Below are 16,986 nucleotides of genomic sequence, written 5' to 3' on the forward strand. Positions count from 1 at the left end.
TCTACTATATATTTTTGCCATAGGCAAATACAACGCGGGTGGTTGCTGAGTACAGCCCATCATGTTATAAAGCAGAGGTTTTACTAACAATTCAAATTGAAAAAAAGAAGAAACCGGATTTCCGGGAAGTGCAAAACAACGTGTTGTATCCCGTGTTGCAAAAAGTGAAGGTTTGCCGGGCTGAACTGCTATGCTCCGGAACAAAATGGTAAAACCTGCCTTTTCCAATACCTGCGGAACAAAATCAAGATCTCCCATCGAAATGCCACCGGTAAGAATGATTACATCGTTGTTTTCAGCAGACTGTTGTATCAAATGCAGAGTAGTTTCCTCATCATCGGAGGCTATGCCCTGGTAAGTAGCTACAAAGCCAGCTTTGTGGGCTTGTGCGATCAACTGATAAGCATTGGAATTGCGGATTTGAGACATTGCGGGAGCCTGGAATGGTTCCACTAACTCGTTCCCGGTAGAAATTACCGCAATTTTCGGTTGCACTGCCACCAAAGGGTTTACACAACCTACTGCCGCCATCACGGCGATATGCTGCGGTTGGATTAGTATTCCTTTGGGTAGCACCACATCTTCTTTTTTTACATCTTCGGCGCGGTAACAAATGTTGTGTGCTGTTTTAACGCCCGTAAACCGTATGGTCTTTTCCCCGGTTTTCTGTGTGTCTTCTACCATCAGCACACCATCAGCACCTTCGGGAACGGGGGCTCCGGTCATAATTTTTGAGCAGTAGTTTTCAGTAATTTTTTCTTTAGGGAAAGTTCCGGCAGCGATAAATTCTTTTACTCTAAGCTCATTGGTAATATCCTGCAAGCGGCAGGCGTAACCGTCAACTGCCGATTTGTCGAAAGGGGGCATATCGGTATCCGACAAAATATCTTCAGCAAGTATCCTCCCTGCCGAATCCAGAAAATTTATTCTTTCAGCCGGAAGTGGAAACGCAGATTGCATCACAATGTCAATGGCTTCTTCAAAAAATATCATCAGAAAGATTTTCCTGCAAAACTAATTAAGTTGGAGATATGTCTATTGATTCCTGTCAATTTTGTTTTTCAGGAAATCGTAAATTTCAATCTGGCTGCGATGGCGTTGCTGACTGCCGTTTTTCCGGTACTGGTTTGGTTTTTCGAATTTAATGTATCTCGCCTTACAATTATCGTTCAGGTAAATATCGAGCATGGTACGTAATTCCTGCCGTATTTCGGGGTCAAGAATCGGGGTAGCCACTTCAATGCGGTTGTCGAAATTGCGGATCATCCAGTCGGCAGAAGAAATAAATATTTTTTCGTCGCCACCGTTTGCAAACACAAGCACACGTGTATGTTCAAGAAAACGGTCAACGATGCTAATAGCTTCGATATTTTCGCTGAGTCCTGTTATCCCAGGCTGTAAAGTGCAGCTTCCCCTGATGATAAGTTTGATTTTCACTCCTTCATTGCTTGCCTGGTACAATTTGTTGATGGTTTTTTCATCCACCAGATTATTGAGTTTGATAATAGTGTATGCCTGTTTGCCATTGCGGGCATTTTTTATCTCTTCATTGAGCATACGGATAAAAAATCTGCGCATGCTGAAAGGGGAAACGATAAGGGTTTTGAATTTTTGCTGTTTGTAGTTGGCTTCAAACAATTCGAACACTTTCAGCACTTCGCCAGCTATGTCCTGGTTGGCAGTTAGCAAGCTGTGGTCAGTATAAATTCTGGCGGTTTGTTCGTTAAAATTGCCTGTACCGACATTGGCATACAAAACGTCCTGATTATTTTCCCTTCGCCGAATCAGCATCAGCTTGCAGTGCACCTTGTAACCGGGGATGCTGTGAATTATTTTTACGCCTTCTTCCCTTAGTTTCTGCGTCCAGTAAATGTTCGCTTCTTCGTCGAAACGAGCTTGCAATTCGAGGAAAACTGTTACCGATTTGCCATTACGGGCTGCATTGATCAGGGCATTAATTACGTTGGAATTGGTGGCAACCCGGTAGATGGTCATACGAATTGACCGCACTTTGGGGTCGATAGAAGCTTCGCGAAGCAGATCGAGGATGTACTGAAACGACTGGTATGGAAAATGTATCATTACATCTTTTTGTCTGATGGCGCTGAAGATACTTTTATTGGCTGCAAGGTGAATGTGGGGCAGAGGCAACAGTTTTTCATATTCCAGGTCTTTGTTTCCCATGTTGGGGAACGACATAAAATCCTTGAAATTATGATATCTTCCCCCTTTTATTAGTGTGTCGTTGCGGGTGAACCCGAGTTTTTTCAACAGGGTTTTCAGCAGGACTTCAGGAATGTATTTATCAAAAATCAACCTTACAGGCGAGCCAAGTTTACGTTGTTTGAGACTTTCCTGCATAGTTTCGAGGAAACTTTTTGATACATCGGTGTCAATGTCGAGTTCGGCGTCGCGGGTAAGCTTTACCGTATAGGCTTTAAAAGTATCGTAACCAAAGGGTGAAAAAATTTCGGAAAGGCAATACCGGATAACATCGTCGAGGAGGATGATGTATTTTTTGCCGTGCATTTCCGGAAGGATTAAAAAGCGGGGGACAAGCGGGCTGGGGATTTCCATCAGCGCAAAACGGTCTTTGATATTGGTGCGGTCGCTATGCAACAGAATGGCAAAATAAATAGATTTATCTTTTAATGATGTGGCAGCAGTGAGGTTGTCGAGCATTATAGGAAATAGAAAAGGACGAACTGACTCGCGAAAGTAATTTTTTACAAATGCGCTGTGTTCACGATGGATGGTGCGTTCGTTGAGAATAAAAATAGAGTTTTTCTCGAGCTCCTTGAGTATTTCGTGCCAGATTTTGGCAAATTTTTTCTGCTGTTCGGTATCAATATACGAAATTTCCTGCAGCATTTCAATGGGATCAAACGGCAGTCCTTCCGCTTCTTTTTTGTTCATGTTTGCCATACGGGTAAGCGTGGCAACTCTTACGCGGAAAAATTCGTCGAGGTTGTTTGAGTAAATGCCAAGGAATTTTATGCGTTCAATAAGAGGTGTGGTGGGGTCTGCTGCTTCCTGAAGCACACGGTCGTTAAAGTGCATCCAGGTGATTTCGCGCGAAATTGCACAATTTTTATGTTTTATATTTCCGTTCTGTTTCACAGCTGCTTTTGTCTTTGCGATTCTCATTCAATATTTCCCGAAAGCAAAGGTATAAAAATAGTTATACGCCGGGCGTTTATCATTCAAGCATTTTAGGGAACAGTACAAATTTGCATTTAAAAGCAGCCCATGCAAGGTTGTCCCAATCGTCGGAAGCAAATTCTATGCATACTACGCCCGAAGTAGGCAGGTAATCAATGGGTTTTTCGAGAAAGATGTTGGCAAAGTTTGTAATCGTCGGGTTATGGCCTACGAGCATCACACTTTGTATCCTTGCGGGTATATCGAAAAAGATATCAAAAAAATCGTCGGCGTCGGAAGCATAGATGCTTTTTTCTGTTCTTATTTCGCTCAAAGGATAATGAAAAGCATGTGCAAGAATTTTTGCAGTTTCGAGGGCGCGTACTGCCGGACTTGCAATGATCAGGTCAATCGTTGTCTGTTGTTTAATAAGCTGGTCAATAACTAATTTTGTCCGTTTTTTCCCTTTCTCCAGCAAGGGACGGTCGTAATCATTCATTGCCACGCTATTCCATGATGATTTGGCATGGCGTACCATGTAAAGCGTTTTCATTTCTACCAAAATTCTTCATAAATGTAACGAAACAATATTGTTGATTATTATCCCTTCATTTTTAAAAAAATGCTTATCCGTTTTCCTGCACAAAAGCATAAAGCAATTATTTATGAAGAAAAATATTAATGATTCATAGTATGATATATTATTTTTTCAATGAAGTAGGCTTTGTGATTTTCTGTTTATTTTTGCAAATTCTAAGACCAAACCAAATATTTTTTAATAATATTTGTGTTTTTAAACTTTTAATAAAGTTTGCAGCAGATGGCGAAAATTGAACATCGGCAGGGTTCAAAACATGAAAAAGACGGAAATAATATAACAAAATAATCATGACAAATTTAACAGCAAAACAATTGGAATGCCAGGAAGTCATCGAACAGGCTTCCTTTGCAGAATTAACAACCATTGCCCCCGACGGCTTTCCGTCCACACGGGCTATGTTAAACCTCAGAAACAAACAACAATATCCCCAACTTATCCCACTGTACAGGGAAGAAAGTAATCCCTTGGTTGTTTATATGACAACGAACACCAGCTCCGGTAAGATACAAGAGATAGCCCATAACGAAAAAGCATGTCTTTATTTTTACCAGCCCGAATCCTTTCACGGGGTTTTATTGCAGGGAACCGTGGAACATGTAACAGACAAAGAATTCCGGAAGAAAGTGTGGCATGACGGCTGGGAAATATATTACCCCCAGGGAGATGAAGATTATTCCGTTCTTCGGTTTGTACCTCATAAACTGAAAACCTATTCTAACTTTCAGGTAGCTTCCGAAGATATAAAATAAACACGGAAAACTGCTTGTCAGAAGATCAATAATTAATGTTTTACTGACAATCTTTTATAAAAAACCAACATTCTGTTAACATTCATCGCCTATGGCGAAATTTGTTTATAAACCGGAATGGTTTTTGTGTTTATATGCCTGCAAATTTTGCTGACATACAAACCCATTACAGATTGTTGTGTAAAAATCACCATACAAAGTTCGGTTTGCGTCATTCAGCTAAAAAAAATTTTACAGTATAATACACCCGCATACTTTTGCATCACCAATCAAAACCTTAAAAATGATCCCCATGAAAAAATTAATTGTAACCGTTCTGTGTTTTGTTATAGCACTGACGGCTTTTTCGCAGGAAAAAGAACAACGACACTTCAACAGAAACGATGAAGTAAAAACCATTTTTAACACCAACGAACTCCTTAACGGATATTACATCGGGCTTAACGGTGGTTATACCCAGGTGGACGGCAAAGACGCCCTGGTTTTTGGCATCAAAGGAGCTTACCTTCTCAATCATAACCTGGCATTAGGTCTCGCCGGGAATATTTTTGCCGATCCTAACGACAATCTTTATTATAAAGACCTCAAAGAAAACGTCAACGGTTATCTCCGTGGTGGTTACGGTGGTCTGCTTATAGAACCCATTTTAATGCCTAAGCAGCCGATTCATATTGCTTTCCCAATAATAATAGGTGGCGGTAGTGCCTGTTATATCAATGAAGACCGTTTCGATGACGATTGGGAATGGAACTGGAACAATGATAACGACGATGTAATTGACGATGATGCTTTCTTTGTTGTGGAACCCGGCGTGGAAGTACAGATGAATGTACTTAAATTTATGCGTTTTTCGGTAGGAGCAAGCTACCGCGTTACTTCCGGTAACGATTTAATTAAATCTGACGACGATTTTCTTAACGGATTTTCTACCAATGCCTCTTTACGTTTCGGAAAATTTTAATTTGTAATTCTACATCATACCATGACATTCGAAAATGCAGTTCAAAAGATTGAAGTGGATAATGTACGGTTAACGGCTAACTATTACAGGGAATACCTGGGGTTTACCGAAGTAAGTCCACCGGATAAAAGCAGTAACCCCAATGGGATTATCCTCCGGTATGAAGAAAACGAAATCTGTTTGGAGACAAAGATTAAGAAAAAATTTTCCTCCTCCTTTACAACAAAACCTGTAAATCTGCGTTTTAAAAATCCACAGACAATAGCGTCTCTTTTTGAAAAATATAAACAACAAGTGAAAATTGTAAATACCAATGGCTTACAAGACAACAGGATTACGGAATTTGCTATAAAAGATTGTAACGGTCTGCTTGTACTGTTTACCTCCTGAACATGTAAATAATCAGTTTTCTCATAACTTGATGGAAAATAGGGTAGCTTCGGTTGCCCTTTTTCTTTTTCTATTTTCAGTTTATAGCCTCGGGTTGGAAAACAGAAGATTATGGAGAGTACATTTGTCTGCCTTTATTCATGAAAGTATAAGACCGTTGCAATGCTATGAGGGGTATTTTTCTAACTTTGGATTGATAATTTTTTATTCATCAACAGATAATTACTTCAGCTAAGGTACCAACCGTTTAACCATTCAAATTATTTTCAAATTTTGTCTTATTTCACCATCACTTTCCGGCTCAGGCTTTCTTTTCCTTTTTGGATGTTTACCAGGTACACTCCTTTTGCAAGGGTGGAAACATCTATGTTGTGCGAAAATCTGTCTGTGCAGTTTCTGAATTTTTGTTCCCAAACGGTTTTCCCGCCAAGGGTATAAAAAGCAATGTTTACGTCGTCAACTTTATTCACATCAAAAGAAACGCTAAGCTGATTGTGCGCCGGATTTGGGGAAAAAACACATTGCGAGTTGGTGAGTTCTTTTATCCCAACTCCCGGATTGTACGTCCAGGTTCCCACGCTTAACCCTCTGCCATGGGTGGAGGCAAGCACCGTATTGTCGCTTTCGCGGATTTGCAGCATGTCAACCCGCACGTTTGCAAGCCCGTCGTTGTTGGGTTCCCATAAAGAAGTGGTTGCATTGATGTTCTCGGTTGTCCAGATGCCGGTTTCAGTAGCAAGCATCACCTGTTTGCTGTTTTGCGGATGGTAGATAGCCCAGCGGATGGGCATATCCGGCAGGTTGGTTTCTTTTTCCGTCCAGTTGGTTCCTCCATTGGTAGTTTGCCAAACGGAAGAAACGCCATAGTTAGAAAAGGTTACCAGTAAGGTGTCTTCCGAACCACCTATTGCCACACAGGAAATGTTTGCCGTGGGGAAATCCGGACTACCAATCTCGGTTACCAGCGGACTTGCCTGCGCATTTTCCACTTTATACAATTTCCCGGATTGCGTTCCGGCAAACAGAGTGGATTTACCTGTCGGAGCATAAGGCGAAACGGTAACATTGCTAAAGATAACCGATGAACCAGAAGCTATCGTGATATACCCAGTTTGCGGATTGTTGGGAATTCCTGTGATGCGTAAAATTTTACCCGCATAGCTACCATTGAACATCACTGCGTTTGCGTAAAGCTTATTATCCCGGCTATCCAAGGAAGCAGGATTTACAAAGATACCATCGCCGGTGTTAGAACCTCCGGCATAATTTCCGTTTTGCCAAAAAGTATAGGCATTATAGTAAACCGATGAAATAAAAACGGAAGGGTTATCTTTATCATAAAAGCAATAAGCTCCGTCGCCACCGTCTATCATGTCGTTGATGGTAAGAGGGCTACCGGTAAAATACACAGTTCCGTTATCCTGCAACCCTCCGAGGTAATTTGCGGTACCTGCGGTAGGGTGGAGGGCACCGGAATAAAATTGCAGTGTATTGTAGTTGTTGTTTCTTTGTTCAAAAACAGGGTAAGTGTTGTTTGCGGAAGCGGTAAAGAAAATACCTCCATCGGAGCCAAAAAGTGCTTCGGACGACGAACCTGGTTTGAATGTAATGATATGCTGGTCGGCGTGTACGTAGTCAGTACCACCGCCACTGTACATAGCAGCCCAGTCGGAAATGCGGGTCCAGGAACTTCCGGAATTGGTTGATTTATGCAAATCAAGCCCTCCGGCAAAAATGTTGTTTGCATTATTTGGATCTACGACCATGTCAAGGGCATGCCAGGCAATATAGGCAAAACTGTTTTGTCCCTGGGCATCATCCGGAACATTTTTTTCCGTCCAGTTTAGTCCCCTATCGGAAGACTTCAGCAGATAATCACAGTAAAAATAATCAAAACCATTTTCAGAATTAACAAAACCATCGGCAATGAGTGCATACACCACATTGGCATCGGATGGAGCTGTAGCCAAAACTACCCTTCCGGGGATGTTACGACTGGGATCGGATTCAATAATCGTTTTATAATCATCAAAAACAGTCCAGTTGCCGGCTGTTCCAAGATCAGAATACAAGATGGTTGCGCCGCCATTGCCGTCGAGGTTTCTGCCGGTTCCTACATAAATCCGTCCATCGGCACCCAGTTCGATGTCGGAAGGTGCATAAGGAACAGTTTCTCCTGCAATGTTTGGCAATACCTGTTCCCATGCGGTTCCGCCATCGGAAGAACGGTAAACGCCATCGGAAGGTATGCTTTGATGATTGATGCCCATGTATTTCCCCGACATCACCCCGGCATAAATCACGCCGTTTCCGTTTTCATTTCTTACTTTAATATCTGTAACATAGGCAAAGTTACTGGTGGAAGGTAAAAGTTCCCAGCTTTGTCCGCCGTCAGCCGATTTATAAATTCCGCTTCCTCTGCCCGATGATTCCCGGTAGGTTATCAATGCCGTTTGTGCTTCTCCGGTCCCCACATAAAAAACTTGTGTATTCGTAGGATCGTAAGTGATACTACTTACAGCAAGATTTGCCCAGAAATCGTTGACCGGAACCCAGGAAGAGGTATTGCTGGCAGCATCATCGTTGTACCAAAGTCCGCCGGTAACTCCGCCAGCCCAGGCTTTGTTTCCGGAAGCATCGTTGGGATCCCACATGATGGCGCGGGTACGTCCGCCCATGTTGGAAGGAACTTCCTGCCACTGAACAGGATTGTTCTCGCTTTTTCTCAACTGCATTTGCCTGGTGAAGGAAAATGCCTGCTGTAACCTTTCGGCAGGAACTCTTCCCAAAGCCGGGTCCATTGTCATCAGGTATTCCTGAAAAGCCGCAACATCCGGTTGATCTACCGCTTTTCCACCTTCTTTTTCTTTTCCATTTTCTTTTTCTCTTTCAGGAGCCAAAGAATACTGATGTTTCAGAAAGTTTTCATAACGAATTCTTTCAATATCTTTATAAATATCTGAAAGGTGAAAAATTAAAGCAGCGATAAAAACACTGAGAACAAACAAGGCAACGAATAACTTTTTCGACATGGTTTTGTTTTTTAGAAAATACGACTATAAAAGTAAGTTTTTTTGGGAATGTTCCTTTGCATTTCAACAAAAGTGTAAATTTACATTTTTATAAATCCTAATGACATTACGAAAACATATTCCTAACGCCATTACAGCGATGAATCTTTTATGTGGTTGTATTGCTGTATTTTTTGCTTTTATTAATCCTCAAATTTCGGCACTTTTTATTGTTTTGGCAGCTATCTTCGATTTCTTTGATGGTATGGTTGCACGTTTGCTGCATGTAAAAAGTGCTATCGGAAAGGAGCTGGACTCGCTTGCTGATATAGTTTCTTTCGGTGTTGCCCCGGGTTTCATTCTCTTTGGTCTGATTGATCAAAGTCAGGAATTACAGTTTTTTATTCCCTTTGAAAATATTGCACCTTTTATTCATCAATTGAATATTCTGCCTTTTGTAGCTTTTGCTATTCCGGTGTTTTCGGGTTTGAGACTTGCAAAATTCAATGTTGACACCCGCCAGGAAGAAGCTTTTATCGGGTTGCCTACGCCGGCTTGTGCGCTGATGATTCTTTCGTTGCCGATGATGGAACGCTATACTCCGGAAATTTTTTATGCTTTTTTCAGCAATACGTATGTATTGCTGGTACTTACAGTGATTTTTTCCTTTTTACTGGTAGCTCCGCTCCGACTTTTTTCTTTAAAATTTAAAGGCTTTGGGTGGAAAAACAATGAAATCCGATGGGCATTCCTGCTGGTATCCCTTTTGCTGATTATTGTTTTACAATTCCTTGCTATTCCGGTTATTTTGTTGGTTTATATTATTTTATCAATAATATTCCCAAAATCATAAATTTACCTTCTGCAATTATCCTCTGCATACCATTCAGCATAGGAAGTTACGGTTTCCCGTAATTTCAGACTGTGAAGCTTTATGGTGGCAGGAAGTTTCTCTTGCAAAACAGCAGCAAAGTCAATCAGCAGGTTTTCGCTGGTAGGCTGGTAATCAGCAAAAATAAGCTTATCAAATAGTTCGTCTATTTCGCCAAAAGAAGAGCTTTGTGCTTTTTTATTTAGCACTAACGCATGATCGTATCTATCAATGATGTTTTCACGAACAATTTTCTTCAGTTCGCCAAAATCCATTACCATGCCCAATTTTGGTGAATTTTGATCTTCACAGGGCTTTCCGGAAACAGTAACCCAAAGTTCGTAAGAATGGCCGTGAATGTGGCGGCAGGCTCCGTCGTAACCGGCAAGGGCATGCGCCATTTCAAATTTGAATTCTTTTGTCAGCCGGATGACAGACATAATAACCTATTTTACAATTTTATAGTAGTAATTTACCTTTTGCATTTCGGATGTAAGATTAAGGATATAAACCCCACAGGAAAGGCCGGAAGTATTTAATGTAAATTTCCCTTCCCGGCTTGTTACCGGGCTAATAATCTGTTTTCCTTCCAGATTATAAACTGTGGCAAAATATTTTACAGATTCTGCATTGGAAATGGTTACATTACAAATATCATAAACCGGGTTGGGATAAATATCTACTGCAAGGGACGGTATTTCGGATACTTCACTTGTAGAACCCCAGATTGCATCAACAAACTCAGGATGGTCAATAAAAGGATTACGGTTATTCTGAATAAGGTAAATAGCGTTGTTACGATTAATTTCTTTCGGGCTTACCGGATCCTGAACAGCCCACGCTTTCAGCAAGGCAAGTGCCCACGCTTTTGGCTCGCAGCCATCTACCATTTGGCTTCCTGGCCAACTGCCATCTTCGGTATAATAACGGATAGCCATGTAAAAATAGGTACGGGCAATATCGCCTTTGTAAACATCTATAGGTTCAAAAACAATTCCGGTATAACCGCTGGTAGAACAATTTCCAAGTCTGCTCCCGTTTTCGGAAACCCAGTCGGGATAATTCACTTCCCCGAAAGGATAATTACTTCTCTTTCCGTTAACAAAACCATCTGTTGGATAAATATGAAATAAATCAGATTTCATGGGCATGGCCTCATCAAACCAGCTTTGCGGAAAGCTGTGTTCGCGGTTGTAGCAATCGCCTTCCTGGTTGTAGCTGCCACATTCATCGTTATTGTTATAATAATAAATGTAAGGGGAAGTGCCTCCGGGGACGTCGGAATAAATATCCCAAACCGTATTGTTGGATTTTTTGTCCGTTTGCTCAAAATAGCTGATTAGTGAGCTGTATGTTTGTGCATTATGGTCATTAATGATATTGTGAAGAGCAGCTTTGAGAGCCGTTCCGGTCAATCCCTGGACTGAGTTATAATATCCTGCAGGGATTTGTCCCGAAACAAAATACAGGGAAATCAACAGGGAAAATAAAAGAATACATTTCTTCATCGAAAGAAATTTAGGAAAGCAAAAATAGTTATAATAATTACATGAAAATCAGAGGCACAATTTTTTTTAGCCATTCGGCATCTACAGCATCAAAGCAATTGAAATCTTTGCCGTCCACATCCAGAACACCTATGATTGCACCATTTTTATCCTTCAAAGGAACAACCACTTCCGATTTTGATCGGCTGTCGCAGGCTATATGTCCCGGAAAATCATGAACATCCTGAACTACGATTGTTTTTTTCTGGTTGATACCAGCCCAGCAAACGCCGGTATCTGTTTTCAATTCCTGGCAGGCAACCGGTCCCTGGTATGGACCCACCAACAGGCGCTCATTTTTTAAAAGGTAAAATCCGCACCAGAAAAAAGTATCCATTTTATGGTATAATACCGCAGCAATAGTTGCCATCCGCGAAACGGGATCGTTGCTTTTGGGAACAAGTTCAGTAAGTTGTTGATAAATTCTTTCGTAACGACCTATTTTCTTAGCTGTTTCCATAAAAATTTATTTGATGCAAAGATACGGTAATAAAAAAACATCCTGTAAAGCAGGTGCAGTACAGGATGTTTAATTGAGCTAAAATTTTATTCAAATACTTCTTATGCACTTATTTTACTCTTTCCAACTCAACAGTAAAATGGCGCATGAGAGGTGCAGGTTCGGCAGTAATCCTTAACCCTTTGATAATTTGATCACGGCGATCAAATACATTTTTTAGAGCAACGGCTACAACATCTATGTGGTTGTTGGTATAAACCCTTCTTGGAATAGCCAAACGAAGTAATTCAAGAGCAGGGTAACGGCTTTCGTGGGTTTCCGGATCACGGTCGGTCATCAGGGCGCCAATTTCCACACCACGGATACCAGCTTCCAGATATAGTTCAATAGCAAGAGTTTGTGCTACAAACTGTTCTTTAGGGAGGTTAGGTAAAAAACGCTTTGCATCTACAAAAACAGCATGTCCACCTATGGGGTATTGTATAGGAATTCCAAATTCTATCAGTCTGTTTCCTAAGTGTTCTACTTGTTTTATTCTTGTTTCGAGGTAACTGAATCCGGTATTTTCATAAAGTCCGCAGGCAAGTGCATTCATGTCTCTTCCCGACATACCGCCGTAAGTAACAAAACCTTCGAACATAATATTGAAAGTGCTGGCTCTTCTCCAAAGATCCTGATTACGCATAGCAATAAATCCGCCCATGTTTACAATCGCATCTTTTTTGCTGCTCATGGTCATTCCGTCGGCATAGCTGTACATTTCGGCTACAATTTCGCGAATGCTCTTATTTTCATATCCTTTTTCTCTAACTTTGATGAAATAAGCATTTTCGGCAAAACGTGCAGAATCATAAAATACTGGAACACCATATTTTGAAGCAATGTTATGAATATCTCTGAGATTTTGCATGGAAACGGGCTGTCCTCCCGAAGAATTGCAAGTGATTGTGATAACAATCAGGGGAATTTTTTCCACCGGATTTTCTTTCAACACTTTTTCAAGCTTTTCGATGTTAACATTTCCTTTGAAGGGATGCGGGTGAACGGTGTCGAAAGCTTCGTCAATGGTACAGTCAATCGCTTTGGCATGGCGATATTCAATATGCCCCTTGGTAGTATCGAAATGGGAGTTTCCGGGAACAATGTCGCCATTTTTTAACATGGTAGTAAAAAGTACATTTTCGGCAGCCCGTCCCTGATGGGTTGGTAAAAAATTGTCGAAACCGAAAATGTCTTTGATTGCAGATTTCATTTTGTAATAAGAAGATGCGCCGGCATAGCTTTCGTCGCCAAGCATCATTTCCGACCACTGGCGATCGCTCATGGCGCCGGTACCGGAATCGGTCAGCAAATCAATGAATACCTGATCGCTTCTAAGGTTAAACAAATTGTAACGTGCGTTTTTAATCCATTCTTCACGTTCGGCACGTGTACTGCGGCGGATGGGTTCCACCATTTTAATTTTATATGATTCTGAAAAAGGTAATTCCATAGTGATAGTAAATAAATATTTTTTAATTAAGTTGAATTAATAAAAAACAAAGAGTAAAACTACTCAGGCATAATAACTAAAATCGTCACGCTCTTTAATGTTGAGATAAAGATACCTTGTGGAAAGAAGAAAATATAGGTGCATTACACATGTAAAATCGGCTCCAAAAGTAAAAAAATATTTTAATCCGCATTTTTTTATGAAAATATTTTACAAATAATTAAAATACTGTAAAAACTTTAATAAAACAGGCAACAATATTACTTTTGCAGCGATTTTTACTCGCCCGTAAAACAATTTACGGGCTGAAGTTATTTATACAATTTGAAAACAGAAGAATTTTTATCTAATTACCAGCAGCAGGAAAATCTGCAAAAATGTATACGGGACATCCGTAAAGAGAAAAATAAACGCTTACATATCGAGGGACTTACTGGCTCCTCGGCTGCAATTGTCGCTACTGTGTTCCGTAATGCCACCGGGGGATTGCACGTGTTGGTATTGCCCGACAAGGAAACGGCTGCTTATTTTTTCAATGATTTGGAAACCCTGAACGGTGAACGGGAAGAGGTATTTCATAAAAAAAATGTGCTGTTTTACCCAACTTCTTACAAACGTCCTTACGAAATAGAAAAAATCGACAATACCAATGTGTTGCTGCGTACCGAGGTACTGAAACGACTTGCTTCCTCCGAAAGAGCAAACATGGTAGTAACGTATCCGGAAGCTCTTTGCGAAAAAGTGATTACACAGGGCTATCTTCAAAAAAACTCGCTGAAGATGAAAGTTGGGGAAAAACTATCGTTCGACTTTGTTGCCGATTTGTTTACCGAACTGGATTTCGAAAGGGTGGACTTTGTGGCAGAACCCGGTGAGTTTTCCATACGCGGGGGTATTGTGGATGTGTTTTCCTACACCAATGATTATCCCTACCGTATCGAATTTTTTGGTGACGAGGTGGAATCCATCCGCTCTTTCCAACCGGAAACCCAGCTTTCTATTGACCGGCTGGATCACATCACTATAGTTCCCAATATGCAAAACAGACTTCTACAGGAGAAAAGGATTTCCTTTTTTAAATACATGCCGGAGAATGTCTTCCTATGGATGAACGACTTCCGGTTTGCAACGGAAAAAATACAACAGGAGTACGAAAAAGCGGAGAAAATTTTCGGGGAATTTTCAGGAGAAATAAAACATCTTCCACCGGAAGAACTTTTTACCACCGGAAAAGAGTTTACACGCGATGTGCTGAACCATCCGGTGGTAGAATTCGGTAAACATTTTACCCTTGATGCAGCTTCTTCCGCCAGTTTCCAGATGATTCCGCAACCTTCCTTCAATAAAAATTTTGAAATGTTCATCAACCAACTGCTCAAAAATTCAAAGTCGGGTATGCAAAATATTATCGTTTCCGACAATCCTAAACAACTGGAGCGTTTGCAAACCATCATTGACGACCTTTGTGCAAGCAAAAATATTGTTGGTGAAGTGCATTTTTCCACCCTCAGCATTGCCCTGCACGAAGGGTTTATTGACAAAACTACTGGCATTGCCTGCTACACCGATCACCAACTGTTTGAACGTTACCACCGTTTTCAGTTGAAAGACAACTTCAGCGGCAAACAGGCGCTTACCCTCAAGGAAATTTACAACCTACAACCCGGCGATTTCGTTACGCACATTGACCATGGTATAGGAAGATTTACCGGATTGGAGAAAATTATCAACAACGGAAAAATACAGGAAGCCATCCGGCTGGTGTATAAGGATAATGATATGCTGTACGTTAGTATTCATTCTCTGCACCGGATTTCTAAATACGTAGGAAAAGACGGCTTGGCTCCTTCTTTGAATAAACTGGGTTCTAACGCATGGAACAAACTGAAAACAAAAACCAAGCAGCGAGTAAAAGATATTGCCAAAGAGTTGATACAATTATACGCCAAACGTAAGTCCGCAGAAGGTTTCCTCTTTTCGCCGGATACGTATCTTCAGCACGAACTGGAAGCCTCTTTTATTTACGAAGATACCCCCGACCAGCTAAAGACCATCCTCGATGTAAAAAAAGACATGGAACAGCCCAACCCGATGGACCGCCTCGTGTGTGGCGACGTTGGCTTCGGGAAAACGGAAATTGCCATACGCTCTGCTTTTAAAGCTGTAAACGACAGCAAACAGGTAGCGGTACTGGTTCCAACCACCATCCTTGCCTTGCAACATTACAAAACCTTCAGCGAACGGCTGAAAGATTTGCCCTGTACGGTGGATTATCTCAATCGTTTTAAAACCACCAGGCAGCAACACGAAACCCTGAGTAATCTCGAAAAAGGAAAAGTGGATATTCTTGTCGGGACACACCGGCTGATAAGCAAAGACGTAAAATTTAAAGACCTGGGTTTGCTCGTCATTGATGAAGAACAAAAATTTGGTGTAGCAGTAAAGGAAAAACTGAAAGCCATGAAAGTAAATGTAGATACCCTTACCCTTACAGCTACCCCCATCCCGCGTACTTTGCAATTTTCACTGATGGGTGCCCGCGACCTTTCCATCATCAACACTCCGCCGCCAAACCGCTATCCGGTACAAACAGAAGTTCACACTTTTAACGAAGAAACTATCCGCGATGCCATAAGTTACGAACTTTCGCGTGGCGGGCAGGTGTTTTTTGTTAACAACCGCATCCAAAATCTTATGGATATTACCGGAATGATTCAGCGGGTGGTTCCCGATTGCCGCATCGCCATCGGACACGGGCAAATGGAAGGCAATAAGCTGGAAAAAATCATGCTCGACTTTATCGAAGGTGAATATGATGTGTTGGTTTCAACCACCATCATTGAATCGGGATTAGACATCCCAAATGTCAATACCATCATCATTAATGATGCACATCATTATGGTCTCAGCGATTTGCATCAGTTGCGCGGCAGGGTAGGCCGTACCAACAAGAAAGCTTTCTGTTATCTGCTTGCTCCTCCCCTTTCGGTACTTACTGACGAAGCCCGTAAACGATTAAAAGCTATCGAAGAATTTTCTAAAATTGGTAGCGGTTTCAATATTGCCATGCGCGACCTCGCTATCCGCGGTGCCGGTAACCTACTGGGCGCCGAACAAAGCGGATTTATCAGCGACATCGGGTTCGAAATGTACCATAGAATATTGGACGAAGCCATTTTGGAATTGAAAGAGACCGAATTCAAAGACATTTTCCACCAGGAAACACCAAAGGAATTTGTCCGCGAATGCCAGATAGAAACCGACCTCGAAATTCATATCCCGGATGATTATATCAGCAACATCACCGAACGTCTCAGCCTGTATAAGGAACTGGATAACATAAATAAAGAGGAAGATCTCATGGCATTTCAGGAACGGTTGATCGATCGTTTCGGACCTGTTCCCAAACCAGTACTCGAACTGATGAACACCCTGCGCCTGCGCTGGATGGCAAGGTCTCTTGGTTTTGAAAAAATAGTGATGAAAAATGCCATGCTTTCAGCATATTTTGTATCGAACCAGGAATCACCCTATTACCAGTCGGCTGTTTTCGGCAAAGTATTGCAGTTTGTAAAACAAAATCCTGCAGGTTGCCGCATGAAAGAAACCGGAAATAAGCTCACCCTGTCATTTCTTAAAATACAAAACATAGGAGATGCCCTCCGGACACTGATGCCGTTGGCAGAGGTGCAAAACATTACGAACCTGAGTTTGGGATAAAACATGTTTTACATCTACCTGATATTAATCCGTCAGGGTTTTA

General features: G+C 41.4%; 13 protein-coding genes. 5 read left to right on the plus strand and 8 right to left on the minus strand.

The window, feature by feature from the left end; translation table 11 throughout:
• The 3 genes from M0R21_06910 to M0R21_06920 form a co-directional block, all read right to left on the minus strand.
• Positions 1 to 993: molybdopterin molybdotransferase MoeA (locus M0R21_06910; GenBank protein MCK9617552.1), on the minus strand; the 993-nt coding region annotated here is incomplete at its 3' end.
• Between the two features lie 42 nt (positions 994 to 1,035).
• Positions 1,036 to 3,120 (minus strand): polyphosphate kinase 1, encoded by a 2,085-nt coding sequence (ppk1, locus tag M0R21_06915; GenBank protein ID MCK9617553.1) that lies wholly within the window; start codon positions 3,118 to 3,120, stop codon positions 1,036 to 1,038.
• Between the two features lie 79 nt (positions 3,121 to 3,199).
• Positions 3,200 to 3,694, minus strand: coding sequence for a histidine phosphatase family protein (locus M0R21_06920; GenBank protein MCK9617554.1), 495 nt, complete (start codon positions 3,692 to 3,694; stop codon positions 3,200 to 3,202).
• Between the two features lie 335 nt (positions 3,695 to 4,029).
• Here M0R21_06920 and M0R21_06925 point away from each other — a divergent pair, with 335 nt between their 5' ends.
• The 3 genes from M0R21_06925 to M0R21_06935 all read left to right on the plus strand — a co-directional run bounded on the left by M0R21_06925 (position 4,030) and on the right by M0R21_06935 (position 5,842).
• Complete coding sequence (locus M0R21_06925) at positions 4,030 to 4,491, plus strand: pyridoxamine 5'-phosphate oxidase family protein (GenBank protein ID MCK9617555.1); 462 nt, start codon at positions 4,030 to 4,032, stop codon at positions 4,489 to 4,491.
• 292 nt (positions 4,492 to 4,783) lie between these two features.
• Positions 4,784 to 5,452, plus strand: a complete 669-nt coding sequence (locus tag M0R21_06930) for a hypothetical protein (GenBank protein ID MCK9617556.1) — start codon at positions 4,784 to 4,786, stop codon at positions 5,450 to 5,452.
• A 21-nt stretch (positions 5,453 to 5,473) separates the two neighbouring features.
• Complete coding sequence (locus M0R21_06935; GenBank protein ID MCK9617557.1) at positions 5,474 to 5,842, plus strand: hypothetical protein; 369 nt, start codon at positions 5,474 to 5,476, stop codon at positions 5,840 to 5,842.
• A gap of 278 nt (positions 5,843 to 6,120) precedes the next feature.
• Here the strand turns inward: M0R21_06935 and M0R21_06940 are convergent, their stop codons facing one another.
• On the minus strand, positions 6,121 to 8,874 hold the full coding sequence (locus M0R21_06940) for a T9SS type A sorting domain-containing protein (GenBank protein MCK9617558.1): 2,754 nt from the start codon (positions 8,872 to 8,874) through the stop codon (positions 6,121 to 6,123).
• Between the two features lie 100 nt (positions 8,875 to 8,974).
• Here M0R21_06940 and M0R21_06945 point away from each other — a divergent pair, with 100 nt between their 5' ends.
• A complete protein-coding gene (locus tag M0R21_06945) occupies positions 8,975 to 9,706 on the plus strand; it encodes a CDP-alcohol phosphatidyltransferase family protein (protein ID MCK9617559.1) in 732 nt (243 codons plus the stop codon).
• A gap of 2 nt (positions 9,707 to 9,708) precedes the next feature.
• On the opposite strand, the gene M0R21_06950 is transcribed toward M0R21_06945, so the two are convergent.
• The 4 genes from M0R21_06950 to M0R21_06965 all read right to left on the minus strand — a co-directional run bounded on the left by M0R21_06950 (position 9,709) and on the right by M0R21_06965 (position 13,223).
• On the minus strand, positions 9,709 to 10,164 hold the full coding sequence (locus tag M0R21_06950; GenBank protein ID MCK9617560.1) for a 6-carboxytetrahydropterin synthase: 456 nt from the start codon (positions 10,162 to 10,164) through the stop codon (positions 9,709 to 9,711).
• 6 nt (positions 10,165 to 10,170) lie between these two features.
• On the minus strand, positions 10,171 to 11,232 hold the full coding sequence (locus tag M0R21_06955) for an endonuclease (GenBank protein ID MCK9617561.1): 1,062 nt from the start codon (positions 11,230 to 11,232) through the stop codon (positions 10,171 to 10,173).
• Between the two features lie 37 nt (positions 11,233 to 11,269).
• Positions 11,270 to 11,731, minus strand: a complete 462-nt coding sequence (locus M0R21_06960) for a GAF domain-containing protein (protein MCK9617562.1) — start codon at positions 11,729 to 11,731, stop codon at positions 11,270 to 11,272.
• Between the two features lie 109 nt (positions 11,732 to 11,840).
• Positions 11,841 to 13,223 (minus strand): tryptophanase, encoded by a 1,383-nt coding sequence (locus tag M0R21_06965; protein MCK9617563.1) that lies wholly within the window; start codon positions 13,221 to 13,223, stop codon positions 11,841 to 11,843.
• 324 nt (positions 13,224 to 13,547) lie between these two features.
• Between M0R21_06965 and mfd the strand changes: the two genes are divergently transcribed.
• Complete coding sequence (mfd, locus tag M0R21_06970; GenBank protein MCK9617564.1) at positions 13,548 to 16,943, plus strand: transcription-repair coupling factor; 3,396 nt, start codon at positions 13,548 to 13,550, stop codon at positions 16,941 to 16,943.
• The last annotated feature ends 43 nt before the right edge of the window (positions 16,944 to 16,986 follow it).

The organism is Lentimicrobiaceae bacterium (assembly GCA_023227965.1).
GTDB lineage: Bacteria > Bacteroidota > Bacteroidia > Bacteroidales > JALOCA01 > JALOCA01.

Bases quoted from the DNA above. Each gene is read 5' to 3' on its own strand.
- M0R21_06920 (MCK9617554.1), bottom strand. From the start codon at position 3,694: ATGAAAACGCTTTACATGGTACGCCATGCCAAATCATCATGGAATAGC.
- M0R21_06925 (MCK9617555.1), top strand. From the start codon at position 4,030: ATGACAAATTTAACAGCAAAACAATTGGAATGCCAGGAAGTCATCGAA.
- M0R21_06930 (MCK9617556.1), top strand. From the start codon at position 4,784: ATGAAAAAATTAATTGTAACCGTTCTGTGTTTTGTTATAGCACTGACG.
- M0R21_06935 (MCK9617557.1), top strand. From the start codon at position 5,474: ATGACATTCGAAAATGCAGTTCAAAAGATTGAAGTGGATAATGTACGG.
- M0R21_06940 (MCK9617558.1), bottom strand. From the start codon at position 8,874: ATGTCGAAAAAGTTATTCGTTGCCTTGTTTGTTCTCAGTGTTTTTATC.
- M0R21_06945 (MCK9617559.1), top strand. From the start codon at position 8,975: ATGACATTACGAAAACATATTCCTAACGCCATTACAGCGATGAATCTT.
- M0R21_06950 (MCK9617560.1), bottom strand. From the start codon at position 10,164: ATGTCTGTCATCCGGCTGACAAAAGAATTCAAATTTGAAATGGCGCAT.
- M0R21_06955 (MCK9617561.1), bottom strand. From the start codon at position 11,232: ATGAAGAAATGTATTCTTTTATTTTCCCTGTTGATTTCCCTGTATTTT.
- M0R21_06960 (MCK9617562.1), bottom strand. From the start codon at position 11,731: ATGGAAACAGCTAAGAAAATAGGTCGTTACGAAAGAATTTATCAACAA.
- M0R21_06965 (MCK9617563.1), bottom strand. From the start codon at position 13,223: ATGGAATTACCTTTTTCAGAATCATATAAAATTAAAATGGTGGAACCC.